Origin of the sequence: Lysobacter capsici, from assembly GCF_014779555.2 — a bacterium.
In the GTDB taxonomy this organism is placed as follows: Bacteria; Pseudomonadota; Gammaproteobacteria; order Xanthomonadales; family Xanthomonadaceae; genus Lysobacter; species Lysobacter capsici.
Map to the genome: position 1 here is coordinate 3,940,349 of NZ_CP094357.1, position 16,576 is coordinate 3,956,924.

Below are 16,576 nucleotides of genomic sequence, written 5' to 3' on the forward strand. Positions count from 1 at the left end.
CTACGCGCAGATTGGCGCCCCCTGCACCCTCAATTTCGGCAGCGCCTGGCTCAACAGTCTGTGCGCTTCAGCGACCTCAGCATTCGAACGACAGAGCACGGCGGTCGACTCGCCTTCGCGGCCGGTCAGGTCCTTTAGCAAAGCTGCAGTGCCTTCTACCGCCTCGCCCCACGTTCGACCGCTCCACTCGATCGCCTGGCACGCCCCTTCCCTGGCTCCCGCACGTGATCTCAACCGGGAGGACTTCAGACGCCGGGAGCGGCTCGTGCGCTCGAAGAACCCTGAGATCATCAACTGGCTGCGTTCGACAATGCTCTCGCCAGATCGGAAATTCACGCCCAGCAGGAACTCCTGGAAACTTCCTCCCCCGAAATCGTGCGTAAACTGATCAAAGTACTTCTCGGAGAACTGGTGAGCACTACCATCATTCTTCCGCTGCCAGCGCAGGATGTCCTGGTCGTCGTCACCAATCACCATGACCCCTGCCCTAGACCCGCTGCCGGAGTGGAGATACTTGATGACCTGATACACGTCATCCGTCACGTCCTGGAATTCGTCCACAAGGACACAACGTGCGCCGCCGGCTACCCTCTGGGCGAACGAAGGATCTTTCGACAGCCGACTGGAAAAATCAGAAAGCAGGGTTTGCACACTGTCTCTAGTAATCTCAACCCCCTCCCGCGCCAGGCTCCGCATAGCCAGCGAGTGGAAGGTCGAGACCCGCAGACGCCCCGCGTAGGCTGCATAGCCCAGCGACTTGAACAGCTCGCGAATCCGTCGCCTGATCTCAAAGACGACTGCGCGATTGAACGCAAGCACGATGATTTGCGAGGGATCGATGTTCTGCTCCCGGATCAGGTGCGCGATTCTTCCTACAAGGACAAAGGTCTTGCCAGCCCCGGGACCCGCGTTGACCATGATGTGCTGATCAAACGGCGCCTTGGCCACCTCCCATTGCGCTGATTCTTCCGAGCCCCTGAATCTCTCGAAGAACTCAACCGCTTTCGTGGCGCGGAGCTTCTCCTGCATCTCCAAGAGCAAGGTGGAGGGGCCGTCCCGATCCTCGCTGACTATTTCACCCAGTTGCGAATCAAGGAACTGCTTGATCGCAGGGCCATCAGCGGCATCGAAATACCCTTCGATGAAGACCGGGTGGGCATCCGTGTTCACGTTTGCGAACACCTCCATTGCCAGATTTCGTGCCTCTGCAAGTTCATTGACCTGCCTGAGCTCGTCCCAGATATCCGCCTGATCCTCAAGCCTGCCATCGACATTGGATACTGCTACGACATGTGACAGCGGAACCAACTCCGGCGAAATGCTGACAAGGCTCATTGCCGACAAGAGCGCGGCCACTTTGTTCAAGTCGGATTCGCGGAAACGGCCGTCATGGCTTCCGGCACGTAGCTGATCCACAAGTTTCGAAATCGGGATCGATCTCTGGTTTGCGACGGCCGCGAACAGGGACTTCGCCCCCTGCAGGAAACGTTGCCGTCTGGAATCTGCTTTGGACCATGACGACCGCGGAAGCACTGCCTCCCAGATGACTTTATCGTCGGCCCGAACCAGCTGGCGAAGCTTGACTCCGGATGCACGCGCAAGGCTTCTGAAGCCGTTAATGAACAATCTTTCATACATCCGGCGCTTGTCATCGCCGACCCGCGGCCCCTCTACGTCCTCGACCATCTCAAACGGATTGAACTCGATTCGCCCGTTCTTCGCGAGCCGGCGTATGAGTTCGGCTACTCCGCCATCGACGTACTGGAAGAGCTCGCTGATCTTGGTGGATGGCTCAGATGCAAGCTTGCGCGGAACAACGTCAATCTCGCGATTCAGCGATACAGCCCCACGCTTTTCGAGGTCGCCTAGGACTGCCAGCACATCTCCCATCGACTTGATCGCACTGCTGCGCAGCTTGATCTGGGAGAGATTGAGAATCACCGTCTTTGCCGTGGCGGCCTCACCGCTCGACAACCCGGCGTGTGCGGGACGTGGGCTTGGAAGCGACCGCGCCGGAGTTCTTGCCGAGCCATCGAACAGCATGCCCACCGTGTCGGACAAGCTGGAAAACAGCCGTCCGAGCACGTCGATCGTGCCGCCGAGAAGTCCTGCCGGGGTTGGAGAAGCGCCAAAAACGGAGCCGCCTCCAAGGGATGCACCTGCAAGCGAAGTGTCCACCGAACCAATTTTAAGAATCAAACCGGCTACTTCAGCAGCCAAACCATCCTCCTGGGATATCCGCTCAAGCGAGGACGGGTAGGCAGTCACCTCAATCAGATCCGGGACGGAACCGCACAGGCGGACGCGTTCGGCCCGTTCGAGCCAGTACAGCCCCATTCTGACTCGCGTCGCGGCCGCGCGTCTGGCGGCCGGACTTTGCCCCACGGGGTTCTGTGGCGTGCCGTAGCCCTCGGCAGGAACGATCGCGAGCTGCTGGCCATCCACCTGGTATGCGTGCTCGCACACCTTTTCGTGGAGATCCCTGATGATTGGAAGGGATAGGGCGCTGCGCGCCCGCAAACCCCGGATCGACTCGAAGTCCTGATCCGAGAATAGCAGCGTGGCGGAAAGCTTTTCGAGCTGCGCATTCTTACGCTCCCGCTCCCCGCGCCCGATCCGGCCAACCTCCTGCAGGTAGTCCTCGAGGTATCCCGGCGGTGCAAGGTGCACGACCCAATGGATGTCCGGAATATCCACGCCCATGCCGAAGGCCTTCGTCGCCACGAGGACATCAAGGTCACCGTCAAGAAAGCGCGTGTAGATCTCTTCCCGCGAGCCTGCATCCAAGCCCGCATGGTAGTAGTCGACCTGACCGCTGGTGGCCCGGGCAAGCCGCTGCGCCACGACCTCCGCGTGGTATCGGCTGGATACAAAAACTATGACGGCACTACGTTGACCCGTCGACGCCCGGTTGCGCCGTGCCGCCGATACGGCTTCTTCGATGTGAGGCAGACGCTCCGCCAGTGCCTTGTCAAAGTTCCGCCGGTCGTTGAGCATGCCACGCACACGACGCGGCTCAACGGCAATATGCGTTCGCAATGGATTGGAGAACGAGTCCGGCCTTGCCAAGAGCGGCAGTGGAGATCCCGTCTCTCCGGAATCTCCGGACATGACGGCCTGCAAACGGACCCTGTCGGACGCGGTGATCGTTGCCGACAGCAACAGGAAAGGCGTCGGCTCACTCAAATCCATTGCACGACACATGCGCAGCAACAGATTCAGCGCATGAAAGTAGTCCGGCCTGAACTCGTATCCCCACTGATTCACGCAATGGGTTTCATCCACTACTACATGCTCCAAGCCTTTGTCAGCTTGCATGCGTTTGTGAAGCACATCGAGGAAAACACTGCTGCGTGTCCGCTCTGGCGCGACATACAGCAGCACGATGCGATGATCGAGTACGCCCTGGATCACTTCGGCGATCTCGCTGGGCGGTCGATCACCGCTCAGATAGTCGACTGACTCGGAGAAACCCTGCTCCCGCAGGCGCTCCACCTGATCCCGCATCAAGGCCTTCAACGGCGAGATGACCAATGTCAGCCGTCTATTGCGTAGGCCACGGCAGAGCGCGGGAACTTGAAACAGCACCGACTTGCCCTCGCCCGTCGGCAACGAGACGAGAACATTAGCGGAGCGTTCGCAGATGGCTTCCATCGCAATCTTCTGCGACGGCTTGAAGCCGGTGACGCGATTCCCACCGCCCCCGCTTCGAGGCTGCCAGTTCGCCACCAGGAAGCGTTCCATAGCCTCGATGCCGGAAGGAGCCACCTCTCGCACCAGCTTGAACGGCGACAACACAAGCTCCAACCGTTGCGCCTGCTCAGCCAGGAATGGCGTCTCCACAAGCTGGAACGAGTCCGCCAAGTTCGACAGCCCCTTGGCCATGTCGCCCACGCGCGGATCAATAAGGATGGTGGGGAGCTGCGACGCTGACAGCCCCACATCGGCCATCCATCCATGCAACCGGGCCCGCAACAAGGCAGGCGCAGACTCAAGTACAGCAGCACCACTAACGACGGTGGCGCCGCCCGCCTTCTCGGTCTTTTGCCCAGAATCACAACCTGCCTGCGCGGCAGTGCGCGTCTCCGCACAGGCATGCCACTCCTCGATCGGCAGTGCCTCGACCACAGGTTGCAGCACCACGCCTGCCGACTGGGCAAGCGATTGCCAGACGGGCCACTGGTCGACCACGTCGACCAGCGCGAGGCCACCACTCGAGGCGCGAAGCATGTGTTCACGTTGGCTGCGGTGTTCCGGTTTCACCTCGCCAAGCCCGATCTCCGCCAGCCCAACTGTCAACAGATCACGCAGCGCCTCGCTTTGGGTACTCGCAATCAGGAGAATCGGAACGGTTCCCGCTCCAAACGTCGCCACTTCTTTGAACGTACGAAGCACCTCGGCCCAGTAGCTGCCCTGGTCCTCGGCCCGCGGATGCAACACGTGATGGCGCCGCGTTGCAACCTTCGGACGGCATGACGGAACCGGCGCGCCCTCGGCACGAACGATCGCCGCATCGCTGACGGGGAACGTCGTGAATGCAGCCAGACCTCCTCGGGAGTCGAGCACGTGTGCGGCACGGTCGACGAGCAACCATCGCAACGCAGATCCGGTTTCACCGATACGCATGAATGGCGCTGCGGGCATTTCACCCAGCGTCTGCGCAACATCGCTTTGCGCAACCTTCCGTCGATCGAGCACGAGAACATCATCGCTGAGCCCGGTCACCACGCATGACGATGGATCCCTGCTGGCCCACCAGTCAACGCTGGCGGGCAACGACGCGATACGCCAGCCCGAACCGGCCTTCGGCACTACGCACACCATGTCGACCGCCGACCGCAGGCTGGCGTCACGTTCAAGCAGCCAGACCGGAATCATGTTCCGCCGCAGCGCGATGCCCTGCGCGGCAGCCAGCTCCCCAACAGCCACCAGGACCCGAGCAGCCGGGTCGGACGCGGCGTCTGCCGGCAGGGCCTTCTTAAGCAAGGCAACGTCAACTTCCCGCCACTCGGCCGCCAGCCCTTCGCTGGGGTCCGCCGAGACCACCGACGCGCCCGGAACCCAGTCGATCTCCCCGAGCCTGCTCTCGGGCACGACGACCAGCTTTGCAGGCGAGGTTCCCTCCGCGGTCATGAAGCCCGGGAACTCGCGGGCAAAATCGCGGACGCCCCGCTGGGCCTCAATGACCGCATCCAGCAGTCGGGCAGAATCGGTGAACTCGCCGATCAACACCCTGCGTGCAATATCTTCAGGCAGGCCCTCTAGCTGTCGCTTGAACAGCTGCAAAGTGTCAAGTGCATCCCGGTCCGCATGATGCCGCCCACCGAGCGCGTGCGACGCCGCCTGCGGCTCCAGAAGGTACCCGATGAGCAACGTGTCCCAGATCAATGGCACCGAAGTCGGCGCGATGTGGCGGGCAACAATCGGCCAGTCCCATGCCAGGGCATTGTGACCTACCACCAATGGCGCAGCGTGGACTCGCTGCCCCAGGTCGGCCATGGCCACATCCAGGTCGGTCCCGCTACGCTCATCGTGAAGAAGGCTGGCCTGTCCGTTGCGTGCGCAGCCGATTTCCCAGATGCGCTTACCGTCGGTTTCCAGGTCAAACGCCAGTGACGCAGCGGTAAGCAGCGTCCTTGCACGTGATGGTTCCTGTTGGAGTTGCTTGTCCAGCCCTGCCGGATTCTTCCGCCACCCTGACACCAGAGAAACCTGGCGCGCGGCTGGAAGTCGATGAAACAGCGAAACCGATAGATCGAGATTACGGTCCGCCCACGCTTCAGCCTGTACTTCGGACAGCAATCCGTTACGCACGATCCTGTCCAGCCAAGCATCGATGAACGCATCCCGCGGGATGTCGTAGGCCAGGAAACGCGTTGCCAGCTCGACCTCGGATGCCTCGGCTCCTGGGAAACAGGACTCCCAGTTGCCACGCGGTTCCGACGAGGCCCGGCTGAGCAGGTGCCATTCAAGGAGGCGGGAGCGGGCGTCCGGAGAAAGCCTCTGGCGTTGAATCCACGAGGGGTTTGGTGTCCCCAGCACGGCCAGCTGTGCTGGCTCGAACACTTCCAGCATCCGCGTGAACGCGCAAGCCGGGCTGCCTGGCGACAGGCAGGCAGCAAACTGGTAGTGCGACTTCGCCAGCCGGCTACTGACCTGATGTGCTTCCAGATCAGCCGGCGACATCTCGGCCAGACGTTCGCAGACGACCTGTCCCAGTACCTCGTCTTCCAGGTCGGTGGGCGCCGGCGCATTTCCACCCCACGGCTTCGCGTACCACGCTGTTTCAAACAGGCCCCACAGCGCATCCCGCGGCAACTCACCTAGGCGCTTGCGCCGCAAAGCGTCCACAGATGTCTGATCCGTGGGCGCATTCCCTAGCGAAGCTGAAGAGATTTCGACGGGCGCCCACAAGACTGCACCCTTCTTGGGCTCGTGTGGACGCCGTGGGTCGCTGCCCGTAATGAAAAGCACCTGCGATCCCACAGGGGGAAGCTTTTTTCCGTCAGGTAGCCGGCCCGGATATCCCCTGAAGTGGAAGAACACGTCCTCGCGCGCGCCACCAGAGATGAAGCCGAAGCCCCGTTCTTCGTCGAGCCTGGCCACAGTTCCGAAGCGTGGCAGCTTCAAGAAGAGCATTCCCTCATCAGATTGTGGCTTCTTACCAGATCCCAGCGGCCGACCACCGGTCTTGGAATTGGTCTTCCTAGTGTCCACAACCTCTCGCTCGGTCGGCTGTAAGCCCAATGTCTTCAGCTGGTCGGCCAGCGTGCTCATGATTGTTCATCCCCTTGCTGGCACACACGCGTCTCCCAAAGTCTTGGCGAAATGGAAAATGACCGGGTGTGCGCGTTACCCATCCCCGGCTTGGCGTCACCCTCGATCGCTGCGGATGTGCCTAAAGTCGCTCTTGTGCTTGTTGCGCCGGTACTTTTCACCGGTGATGAAGTAAACCAACGACTGCACCTGATCACTGTCTTCCCGGTCAAAGAAGCCAAGACCAACCAAGAGATCCACCAATTTTTCCCGATCGCCGCCGAGTCCTGGTTCCTTAGCACCACTCCAACGGCAGGCGGCATATAGGAGTTTTCTGAGCTTGTGATTGATGAAATCCTGATCGAGGAATGTATCCGCCGGAACCTCTACGGCCTCTTCGGGAAGATCAATCTCCCCAAGGCCCTCGGACGAATAGTTGTAGCCGGGGTTGGCGAGCGTCGCCGCGAACTCATGCCGACCGTCGTTGAAAGGCTTGGGATTCTTCATGTAGCCGGCATTCAACTCTCGAAATTCTGCCGCAAGCGATGGCGCATCGATCTCACTGCGCGCCCTCCCTCGATTTCGATAGGCTTTGCGGAGGATCTCGTATACCAATGACGACGAATCTTTCAGCCCATAGGGGTCATCCGGCGCATCTCCACAGGCTGGCACAAGCACATCCTTAGCAGTCGGCGTGCTTTCCAAGGCGTCACTAAGTGCGGGCGCCTCAACGAAAACATCCTTGAAACTGACCCCGTGAAGAATGTACGAATACTGGCTTCTGATGCGATTCAACGTCTTCACGACCACAGGAGCACCCGAGCTGGCATCAAACTCGGTTGGCACCTTGTCGGCGATGGCCCGCTCGGTGGGCAAAAGGAAACCCAGCAAACCCTTTCGATACTTGAAATCGATTGAAGGAATGCCATCGTGCGTCAACGCGGATTCCAGACCTCCCGCACTGAATTGGTGCAATGCGATGGGGGGATATTCGAGAACGTCACGCAACTGCGATGTATCGAGCTGCAAATACCGTATCTGGGCCTGATTGCCATCAGCCCGCACGGGACCTTGGGTTGACTTCTGGGGCCACAGAAGCTGGTACCCAGGAGGAAAGGGGTCAATGGAGAGAAGGCTGACCCGAAATCCCTTCGGGACCTTGACGTAGAACCTGTCGTATCCAGCCTCAAGGAGCCTGTGAACGAACTCAACAGGGTCGTTCCCGTCAAGCATGCTGGCTAAGGGCCGAACTCGAATGGCTGGCGATTCAGGCGTCATGCGGCGAGGCATCCTTCTTGGGCTTCTTTGCAGGTGGGTGAACAAAGTCGGCCCAGGCCTGCATCATCGGACGACGTTGCTCCAAGAGATCTGTGCGGTGGTAGGCGGCCTCGACCTTGTCCTTGACCGTATGCGCCAACGCCCGCTCTGCCAGGTCACGGGCATAGCCTTGCTCGCTGCACCAGTCGCGGAAGCTCGAGCGGAACCCGTGGGCGGTCGCAATACGCCCAGGCGTGTCGCTCGGTGCGTTCGCTCTCCGCAACAAGGCTGTGAGCGTCATGTCCGACATGACCGAACGAGCCTGCACAGAGGGAAAGACAAGTTCGTCGTGATGGCCTTCCTGGCGCCTGAGCAGCTTGACGGACTGTTCCGACAATGGCACTCGATGAGGCTGTTTGGCCTTCATGCGAGCAGCAGGAATCGTCCACAGCTTCGCGCGAAGGTTCACTTCCGCCCACGTCATCCCGCGCACCTCGCCGGAACGACTGGCATTCAGGATCAGGAACAGCAAAGCATTTCGCGTGACTTCGTACTCGCCAGCTCCTGCAAGTTCTGCTTTCACGAACGATGGAAGCTTCGCCCAGGGCATTGCTGGCTGATGCTCCTGCCGGACAGACTTTCCCGGCTGCAGCGGAAGCAGATGTGTTACGACATCGACCGGGTTGGCTTGGTTAAATCCGTGCGCCCAACCCCACGCCATTACCGCGTGTAGCCGTTGCTTCACGCGACTTGCCGTCTCTGCCTTGTCGAGCCAGATGGGGCGGAGGACATCCGCAACGTGCCGCGGTTGCAACTGGTCGATGGGAAGGGAGCCAATCCGTGGAAACGCGTACTCAGTCAGCGTATTAAGCCACTGCTGTGCGTGCTTGGGATTCTTCCACCCGGGCTTTAGTTCCGCGTGGAGTAGCTCCGCTGCTTCCTGAAAGGTCGGTGTCTTCGGCTTAGCGTGGTCAGCCGCCTTAACCTCCAACGGATCCTGCCCACTCGCGATCTGCTCGCGCATTTCTCGCGCCAGTTTACCCACCAGAGCAATCCCAACTTCGGGGTAGGCACCCAAGCCGGCGTTGCGTCGCTTGCCCGTGGCAGGACTGACGTAGCGCAGCACCCACTTACCCTGCCCCTTCTGTGAGGGCGACGGATGCAGCGTCAGGCCAGTTATGCCTCCGTGCGGGACAGCCTGACCGCCAGGGCTCAGGCTGCGAGCCTTTGCATCCGTGATCAATCCCATGTCCTTCCTCGGCCCCCCTGTTTCCGGTATGCCATCGAGTATGCCATTTGATGTTTGCTTCCTTTAGGTGTCGTTGGGGTCGATTGGTACGCAGCTGTAGCTAAGTTGCTGAACCGCGTGCTAAAATTTTCAAAGGTTGAGATCGGCTGGGCCCCGTTGGGCATCGCCCGAGCAGTCCCTCTCTCCGCCAGACAAATGAAAAAGCCCCTGTTTTTCAGGGGCTTTTTTCTTTTCTAGACTTCCATACCCATCACCTTACCCAGCATCTCGGGCGCGCTTTCGGGCCGCAATGTAGGCCCGAATTTCCGATTCCAGCCAACGCACATTCGTGCCGTCTTCGTCTGGCACCGGCACCGGAAAGGCTCCTTTTGCGATGCGCTGGTAAATCGCCGACTTTTTGAGCCCGACGCGGGCCTCAACCTCCTGGCGCCGCAACAGGCGTTCGTATGCCGGCACTCGGCTCTGTGCTAACGCCATCACGCCCCTCGCCAGCAAGCCGACAGCGCACGACGGCGTCGGGGATCGGTCCGAACGGCGTTGTAGCGCCGCAGCCAGACGAGGAAGGCGCGGAGCCGGCACCAACGAGTCACGTCCCCGCCTGCGCTGTAGCAGATACGGCCGTTGATCGCGGCCACCACCCGCCGCGACGGGGTGCGGGTGCGCCGCTTACGGGCCACCCACACTTGCCCGGCGTCGATATCCGGGGTTCGGCTCATCGGCTGCACTCCGCGCAGGTAAAGACGTTGACCCGGCATCCGCGTTGCTGAACGATCCGCACCCGCCCGCCGCCGACCGCCCGCCGGGTATTGCAGCGGTGGCAGCGCCGAGCCACCACCGTCAACGGCGACCGGGCGCCGTCGTCTCGTTGGGCGGATACCGGCCCGGCGTCCCGTGGAGCATGTCGGCCGCCAAAGCGGTTCATGATCCTTCGCATGCTCAACCCCCACGGACGAGTGCGAGGGGGAATTGCAGAACACCCGCGAGCGCTACGGGCGTCGGCTGTGCGGCGGGCAATGCGGGGTCGCTGCGCCGCGTCAAGGTCCGCCGCTTGGCGTTCAAGATGCGCCACTCACTGAGTGCGACGCCGACCCCGGCGCATTTCGGTGTTTGCCGGCACTCGCACTCGATGAAATGCCCACCGCCTGCCTCGGGTCGTCGCAGGTCGTGAACGTGGCGGGCGGCATCCGCGATAGTGGCGTTGGTGGCTTCTAGCGCTCGTTGCAGCGCAGACGCGTTCGGTGGCAAAAGACTATTCATCAATGCCGCCCACGCGCACATCAACCACGACGCAGTGCGAAGCCTGCGTGCGATCGATCACGATATCGGCGGTCGGCGAATGCAGTTCAACACGCTGCACGCCTTCGGAATGCAGGACCGAATACAGGCCCGACTTCGGTACGTCGCGGCCGAGTCGGTGCGACTCTTCCACATAGCGATGCAGGCGCTTGATGGACTCGTCAATAACCAACGACGCGTCGGGTCCGGCGAAAGTGTAGACCGTCGCGCGCACCTCAAACGGCACGATGTGCGCCGACTGCACTTTGACGTAATCGGTTAAGGGCCGAATTCGGTCATCAGTCAACACCCGTTCTACCGCGCTCACCAGGGCCGGCGATGCAATGCCATCTCCTTCGCGGGCGAGCACGGTCACCAGCACTTCGCCGGGTGCGGGGCTGGTCGCGCTGGCGTCGAGAACGTTGGGATCAGCGCTCAACGCGTGGAGGATGTAAGCGCCCTCCGGCCCAGCTACGGAGAATCCTTCGGGCACCAACTGCACGCGGCGGCGGAAGTCAGCATCACTCTCGTAGGTGGGCGGAATGCCGCGCGGCGGGTCGCCCGGGTCCAGCACGTAACGCAACAAGTTGTCGCGGGCGGCGATGTGATCCAGATCGCTACCGATGGCGTACGCCAACATGCGGGCCTTCGCGGCATCGTTGACGCGTTGACGCCATATCAGTTCCTGATAGGCATTCTCCTGTAGGTGAATGATCGTCGGATCAGATTCGGCGAGTGTTTCGTGCGCCGGATAGAGCGAGCGAAATTTTGCGATCTGGCGCGCGAGGATGGTTTCATAGTCCAGCGGTTCAACCACCGCAGGCGGTGGCAGCCGGGACAGATCGACGGCGGTAAAGGTAGACATGGCCGGTCCGGTTTGAACTTCGGACAGACTCGCGCACGCACGTAGATTCCCCGAGCAAGGTCGAGCGTGTATGCGGCTTTTACATTCTCGCCGCGTGAGACGGCCGGGCGTAGACTCCGGGCGTAACGACCTAGTCGCGACGGCGATACGGAACGAACTGCGCGATCCCTACCTTGAGTCGGATTTATTGGAGTTGGCCGATTTAGCGCACTGTTATCCGAAACGGACCAGAGACGAGGAATTTATGTCGTTACCCACGGTTACAGATCGGCGAGGCAACGAGAGGAAAGAGATTTGGCTGAAAGAATCGGAGCTAGTTCCCATCTTGCACACGCGTCTTTTGCATGGGGATCGGCTGACGTGCTGTTGCGGCGACCTTCTTACCACGAACTATTACAGGTTTGATGTGCGCAGTCGAAGCACGGGAAACAGCACGAATATCGCTTATGCAGGCGACGGATGTTCAGCAAAGCTAATCGAGCTGTCGGGGCAGATCGGACGTCCGATTTCGAAGCTTCGCCTGTTCGATCCATTGGCTGCCGCTCCCCGTGCGGAATCGGGACGCGGAACGGGCGAGCAAGGAAACGGTGGTCGGGTTATCTGGTCGCCGGTCAATCGAGAACTCATTGATGCCATCAGCTTATTTTGCATCGCCTGGCGTAGGACATCGCTGCCTGATGTGCTGCTGACGATTAGAGACGAAGTAGAAAGCCGTCCCACCGTCCCCCACCTGCGCGGCGCGGCGGCGTTGAATACGATCCTTCGAAAGTTCGGTGGCGATCAAAGAACCTTGAGCCAGCGATTGAACGCGCTTAGGGTGGACAACCCGACACTTCGACACTTCCCCTTCGTGGAACTTCGGCGGATCCTTGAAGCAAGGCGCAACGACGACGACACGCCACCTACCGTCTACTTGTAGTGGAACCAGTTGTTTCACTACTCGGGAGATGCCTTGTTCGCTTCATACTGCTGTTTTATCCGAAAACCGTCGAACAGCAAGCGCCCGCCCGAACGTTTAATCATAGTCAACGCATCACATGGCTTGGCGGTAGACTCGCTAAATTTGAGCGGCTTGAACCTTGAAGCAACTAAGTTCAGCAAAATTAGAGTTGCGTATGCGGGAATCGCCCACGAAAAGAAAGGCGCACTCAATAAAAGCGTAGGAATTACGTCGAGCAATAGCAGAGTGATACAGATGTCAATCGCGAACTTCCAGCGAAAGTAAGAGTGATCTCGTGCCGTTGCTATTCGCAACCCCTTGACGAAGACAACTCTCCATCCGTACGGAATTCCAACCATTTTCCTACATCGCTTCACAACATTTAAGCGCTCCGCTTCACTCATTTCCCACTGCCCGACCAGAACGCGAGAAGATGAACCGAAAAGCGATTCAATAGGCTCTACTAATACTCCGGCATCCGTGGCGTGCACGATCTCTGAACTGCCGACATACATGGCAACATGACTTATCTCAGAGTTTGTGAGATACATGATTAGCCAAGATATGGGCGAATCCAATGTTTGGACTAGCAGTACATCCCCGGGGCGGAGCACCTTCAATAGGCTTTCGGAAATTTCGCCGTGGAATGCAGCCCCCATGTCGCTTTTTCTATAGTCATCGGAGAATCGCCCCGCTCGCCGTCTGTAGCCACAGAAATCGATCAACGCCCAAATCATGGAATTTGTCCGAATCTGAGAGACACTGTGATAGTGCCGATATTGAATCCATTCACGGACGGAAGCTTACGAATCCTGAATAAGCCATGTTCGAACCACAGAGAAACGCCACCAAAGCGCCTGTGGCGACCATTGCCGCCACTACGTGAAGCCCAAAACCAATTCGGTGCTGCCACTTCTTCTGCCCATCGTAAGCAAGCTGACTCAGATAAGTGATTGCGTATGCGGCAGCTGCCAGAAAAACACCGATTACAAACGCTTGCATAGCGTCTGCAAATGGCAGCAGTGAGACAGACTTTGATTTGTTGTTGATTAGGTTCCCAAGAAATGCAAGTAGTGCTACTGCAGCACCGCCGTTGATTAGCATAATGCTTTGAAGCGTCGACTGTCCTAGCGCGATCACTTGGCGGAAGCCTTCAAGGTTCCAGGAGTGGACATGGTTCTGGTAGGCCAAGCTACCCTCCAAATCGGATCGCAATTTTTCCAATTCAATCGGACTCGGCTGAGAAGGCCCTAGGTGCTCTTCAATATTGTTGAAGATCTCATGCAGGGTCGAAGCACCGATGGATTTTAGCCCTTGAGCTTCTGCTTCGCTCAAGGCTTTACGGTTAATGTCTATCAGCTGTTTTGCATCCATGTCCCTTTCCCCTCTTCTCGTCCAGACAAACCACCCATTCGCCACGCGGTGGCATTCTATCTGTCTCTTTATGGAATAAGCCGCGACAGCAGTGCCCGCCTAACTTTATCTCGATCCATCTCATTGAGGCCAAGCAGTTTCCGCCGAGCATATCGCACGACGGCACCGCTGGGTCGCGACTGTTCTGCACCACCCTCTTGATGAACACGTGCGATCCGCGCCACACGGCCTTGATAACCGACTTGCACTCCGTTCGGCATAATCTTTGCTTTCAGATAACGAGCCTGCCGGATGCGGTGAAACATCGCGCGCCGTGCATGGCCGGCGCGTTGCGGCCGACGCGCCACGTAGGCGCTGCCATCGGGGTTTTGTTGCCGTGCGATGCGCTCTTGCTGCGAGCGCCGCAGATCGACGGCCAGGGCACGCAGCAGTGTGCGCCGCGCCGCCGGACTTAGGGCGGCGATCAGCGGCGCGGCCCAGCCTTCCAGCGCGTCCAGATCGCTCATGGGGTCTCGTTGACGTGCGCCCAGGCCATCGGATCAAACATGGGTTCCGCCCACGGCACGACCTGCTCGCTGCCGTCCGGGGTTGTTACGACGCCAATGCGCTCGGTCAGCGACAAGCGAATTTCCACATCGGCGCGGTCGTGGTCGATCACGTCCACTTCAAACGCCAAATCACTGCGTCGGTCCGGGTTGCCGATCAAGTCGACTTGATGCACCGCGACCCAGCGAAGCACCGCCAGAAACAACCGCGCGGCATCACCGACGAAATCGACCAACACCAGCGACAAGCGATAGCGAAGTTCAAACGACGCGCTCGGCTGGACAACGAACCATTAGAGGGCGTCACCGCCCGCAACCGCTCTATCGTGGAGATGTTTTGAATGACCGAAGTACAACCGACCGAAGCCATCGCCCCGATGCCTGCGAAGGCGCAGGCGTTCACGTTTGGCGATCCGGTGCCCGTTCTGGACAGTCGTGGATTCTTGGAGCACACCGAATGCGCGAAGGTTGGTCGCTGGTACGAACCGCCAGTGTCACTGGACGGACTCGCGCGCGCATTCCGGTCGAGCCCGCATCACGCTTCGGCGATTCACACCAAATGCAACATCCTCGTTTCGACGTTCGTACCGCATCGGCTGCTCAGCAGTGAGCAATTCGAGAAATTGGCCCTCGATACGATCGCGCTTGGCAACGGCTACTTGGAACGCCGAAACGCACGCAGCGGTAAGCCGCTTTCGCTGCGCCACGCGCTCGCCCGGTATACCCGACGCGGCGTCGAGGACGGCCACTACTTCTTCAATCGGGGCTGGGAAGACGAACACGAGTTCGTTCCGGGCACCATCTTCCACTTGATGGAGCCGGATTTGAACCAGGAACTGTACGGAGTGCCGCAGTACGTGGCCGCGTTGCAGTCCGCGCTGTTGAATGAATCGGCAACGCTGTTCCGGCGAAAGTATTACCTCAACGGTAGCCACGCAGGCTTCATCATGTACGTCAACGATGCGGCCCAAGATCAGGCCGACATCGACGCCATGCGCCAAGCGCTCAAGGACGCCAAAGGTGTGGGCAATTTCCGCAATCTCTTCTTGTACTCGCCGAACGGCAAGAAAGACGGCGTGCAAGTCATCCCGATCAGCGAGGTCGCTGCCCGCGATGAGTTCTTGGGAATCAAGGGCGCAACGCGGGACGATATCTTGGCCGCGCACCGCGTGCCGCCGCAGTTGCTGGGCATGCCGCCCAACAATACGGGCGGGTTCGGCGACGTGGAGAAGGCCGCGCGAGTGTTCGCCCGCAACGAGTTGATTCCGTTGCAAACGCGCTTTTGCCGCATCAATGAATGGCTCGGCGAAGAAGTGGTGCGCTTCGTTCCGTATGATCTGGGCGGCCCAATCTAGTGTTTGTGTTGGGCGGCCACCACGGCGTGAGCGACAAACACCCCGCAACTACTGGACCTGCCCGGTCGATTTCGCCGCGCTTAGTTCAGCCGCTTGGTTCCCTGTATCGATTGACTTCTGCAATGTATCTACTGTCTTTCGGATTCCTGTTTTGTATGCTGCTTCTTGCGGAGTGTCATTCTCGGCCGCGGCAGCATGTACCGTCCCGAGCGTATTGAGAACCGAAAGCAACTTTTCTCGGTGGGGATGAGCCGCGAACAGCATTCCGCAAGCGAGCGTGATCGTTTCCAGAGTTCCATTGACCTGCGCAAAGAATTCATCTGCTGTCTGCGTCATCTCGATACCTTGTTCATTAGGGTTGGATTGTTGTTACGTGATTTCGCAATGACTGCCTTAGCCCACATCACTCGCAGGAAACATGTGAGATTTCTATAGAAAAGTCATTGGCCGCTCCCTGTTGATTAGTTCAGCAACTTCGATGACAACTTCAGCACAGTAGTCAAGAAACGCCCCATCGGCCAAAACTAACGTATTAACTTCGGAGACATCGCCTTCGTCAAACGCCACACCCGGCACCCCGACGCGAAAAGGAAGTTCGGATTGTCGGAGTAGGAGCGCATCATGGCTGCGACCGACGCCGTGTTTCAGCACGTTTATCGCGAGCCTCAAGTTGTCGAACTTTCGTGCCAGGTCCATATCGCCTGCGCCTTCTATAATCTTCATCCCCGCCACGAAACCATCGGGGCATTGCAATGCGTCTTGGATCGCAGCGTCGAACATGGCAACCATCCCAACGGCGACCATCGCCTGTTGAAGTTCTATCGCTTGTAGTGCCTTAACTAGCATGGTGGCCCCTGAGGTTTGCAGCTCCCTTAAAATGTGTTCCCGCGCCTCTTGGAGATTGCCTTGCGTAAGGGCGGCACATCGCATGGCAAGTTCTGAGTACCGATGCATACATTG

The 16,576-nt window shown here is 59.4% G+C and carries 13 protein-coding genes and 1 pseudogene; 2 read left to right on the top strand and 12 right to left on the bottom strand.

From position 1 onward, the window contains the following. From IEQ11_RS15970 to IEQ11_RS15990, 6 genes are all read right to left on the bottom strand, one after another. Entirely contained in the window at window positions 1–6,777 is a 6,777-nt protein-coding gene (locus IEQ11_RS15970; RefSeq protein ID WP_191822879.1) for a UvrD-helicase domain-containing protein, read from the bottom strand. A 96-nt stretch (window positions 6,778–6,873) separates the two neighbouring features. Further along, entirely contained in the window at window positions 6,874–8,034 is a 1,161-nt protein-coding gene (locus tag IEQ11_RS15975) for a hypothetical protein (RefSeq protein WP_228464871.1), read from the bottom strand. Next, window positions 8,024–9,262, bottom strand: coding sequence for a tyrosine-type recombinase/integrase (locus IEQ11_RS15980; RefSeq protein ID WP_043033702.1), 1,239 nt, complete (start codon window positions 9,260–9,262; stop codon window positions 8,024–8,026). Before IEQ11_RS15980 ends, IEQ11_RS15975 begins: the two co-directional genes overlap by 11 nt. 255 nt (window positions 9,263–9,517) lie before the next feature. After that, complete coding sequence (locus IEQ11_RS26030; protein WP_191822880.1) at window positions 9,518–9,739, bottom strand: helix-turn-helix transcriptional regulator; 222 nt, start codon at window positions 9,737–9,739, stop codon at window positions 9,518–9,520. Beyond that, window positions 9,739–9,978, bottom strand: coding sequence for a hypothetical protein (locus IEQ11_RS15985; protein ID WP_191822881.1), 240 nt, complete (start codon window positions 9,976–9,978; stop codon window positions 9,739–9,741). Before IEQ11_RS15985 ends, IEQ11_RS26030 begins: the two co-directional genes overlap by 1 nt. 533 nt (window positions 9,979–10,511) lie before the next feature. Continuing rightward, entirely contained in the window at window positions 10,512–11,402 is an 891-nt protein-coding gene (locus IEQ11_RS15990) for a baseplate assembly protein (protein ID WP_191822882.1), read from the bottom strand. A 244-nt stretch (window positions 11,403–11,646) separates the two neighbouring features. Between IEQ11_RS15990 and IEQ11_RS15995 the strand changes: the two genes are divergently transcribed. Then, a complete protein-coding gene (locus IEQ11_RS15995; RefSeq protein WP_191822883.1) occupies window positions 11,647–12,321 on the top strand; it encodes a hypothetical protein in 675 nt (224 codons plus the stop codon). Between the two features lie 17 nt (window positions 12,322–12,338). Here IEQ11_RS15995 and IEQ11_RS16000 read toward each other — a convergent pair whose 3' ends face one another. From IEQ11_RS16000 to IEQ11_RS16015, 4 genes and pseudogenes are all read right to left on the bottom strand, one after another. Then, window positions 12,339–13,079 carry a C40 family peptidase gene (locus tag IEQ11_RS16000; protein ID WP_191822884.1) on the bottom strand — a complete coding sequence of 247 codons (741 nt, stop codon included), beginning with the start codon at window positions 13,077–13,079 and terminating at the stop codon, window positions 12,339–12,341. 52 nt (window positions 13,080–13,131) lie between these two features. Further along, entirely contained in the window at window positions 13,132–13,716 is a 585-nt protein-coding gene (locus tag IEQ11_RS16005; RefSeq protein WP_191822885.1) for a hypothetical protein, read from the bottom strand. Window positions 13,717–13,784: 68 nt separating this feature from the next. Next, entirely contained in the window at window positions 13,785–14,222 is a 438-nt protein-coding gene (locus IEQ11_RS16010) for a phage virion morphogenesis protein (RefSeq protein WP_191822886.1), read from the bottom strand. Continuing rightward, window positions 14,219–14,527: pseudogene (locus IEQ11_RS16015) on the bottom strand (phage tail protein); the annotation flags it as partial. The pseudogene IEQ11_RS16015 and the gene IEQ11_RS16010, both read right to left, overlap by 4 nt. 75 nt (window positions 14,528–14,602) lie before the next feature. Here IEQ11_RS16015 and IEQ11_RS16020 point away from each other — a divergent pair. Next, a complete protein-coding gene (locus IEQ11_RS16020) occupies window positions 14,603–15,616 on the top strand; it encodes a phage portal protein (RefSeq protein ID WP_191822888.1) in 1,014 nt (337 codons plus the stop codon). Between the two features lie 48 nt (window positions 15,617–15,664). Here IEQ11_RS16020 and IEQ11_RS16025 read toward each other — a convergent pair whose 3' ends face one another. Then, window positions 15,665–15,952 carry a hypothetical protein gene (locus tag IEQ11_RS16025; protein WP_191822889.1) on the bottom strand — a complete coding sequence of 96 codons (288 nt, stop codon included), beginning with the start codon at window positions 15,950–15,952 and terminating at the stop codon, window positions 15,665–15,667. Between the two features lie 93 nt (window positions 15,953–16,045). After that, window positions 16,046–16,570 carry a hypothetical protein gene (locus IEQ11_RS16030; protein WP_191822890.1) on the bottom strand — a complete coding sequence of 175 codons (525 nt, stop codon included), beginning with the start codon at window positions 16,568–16,570 and terminating at the stop codon, window positions 16,046–16,048. Between the last annotated feature and the right edge of the window lie 6 nt (window positions 16,571–16,576).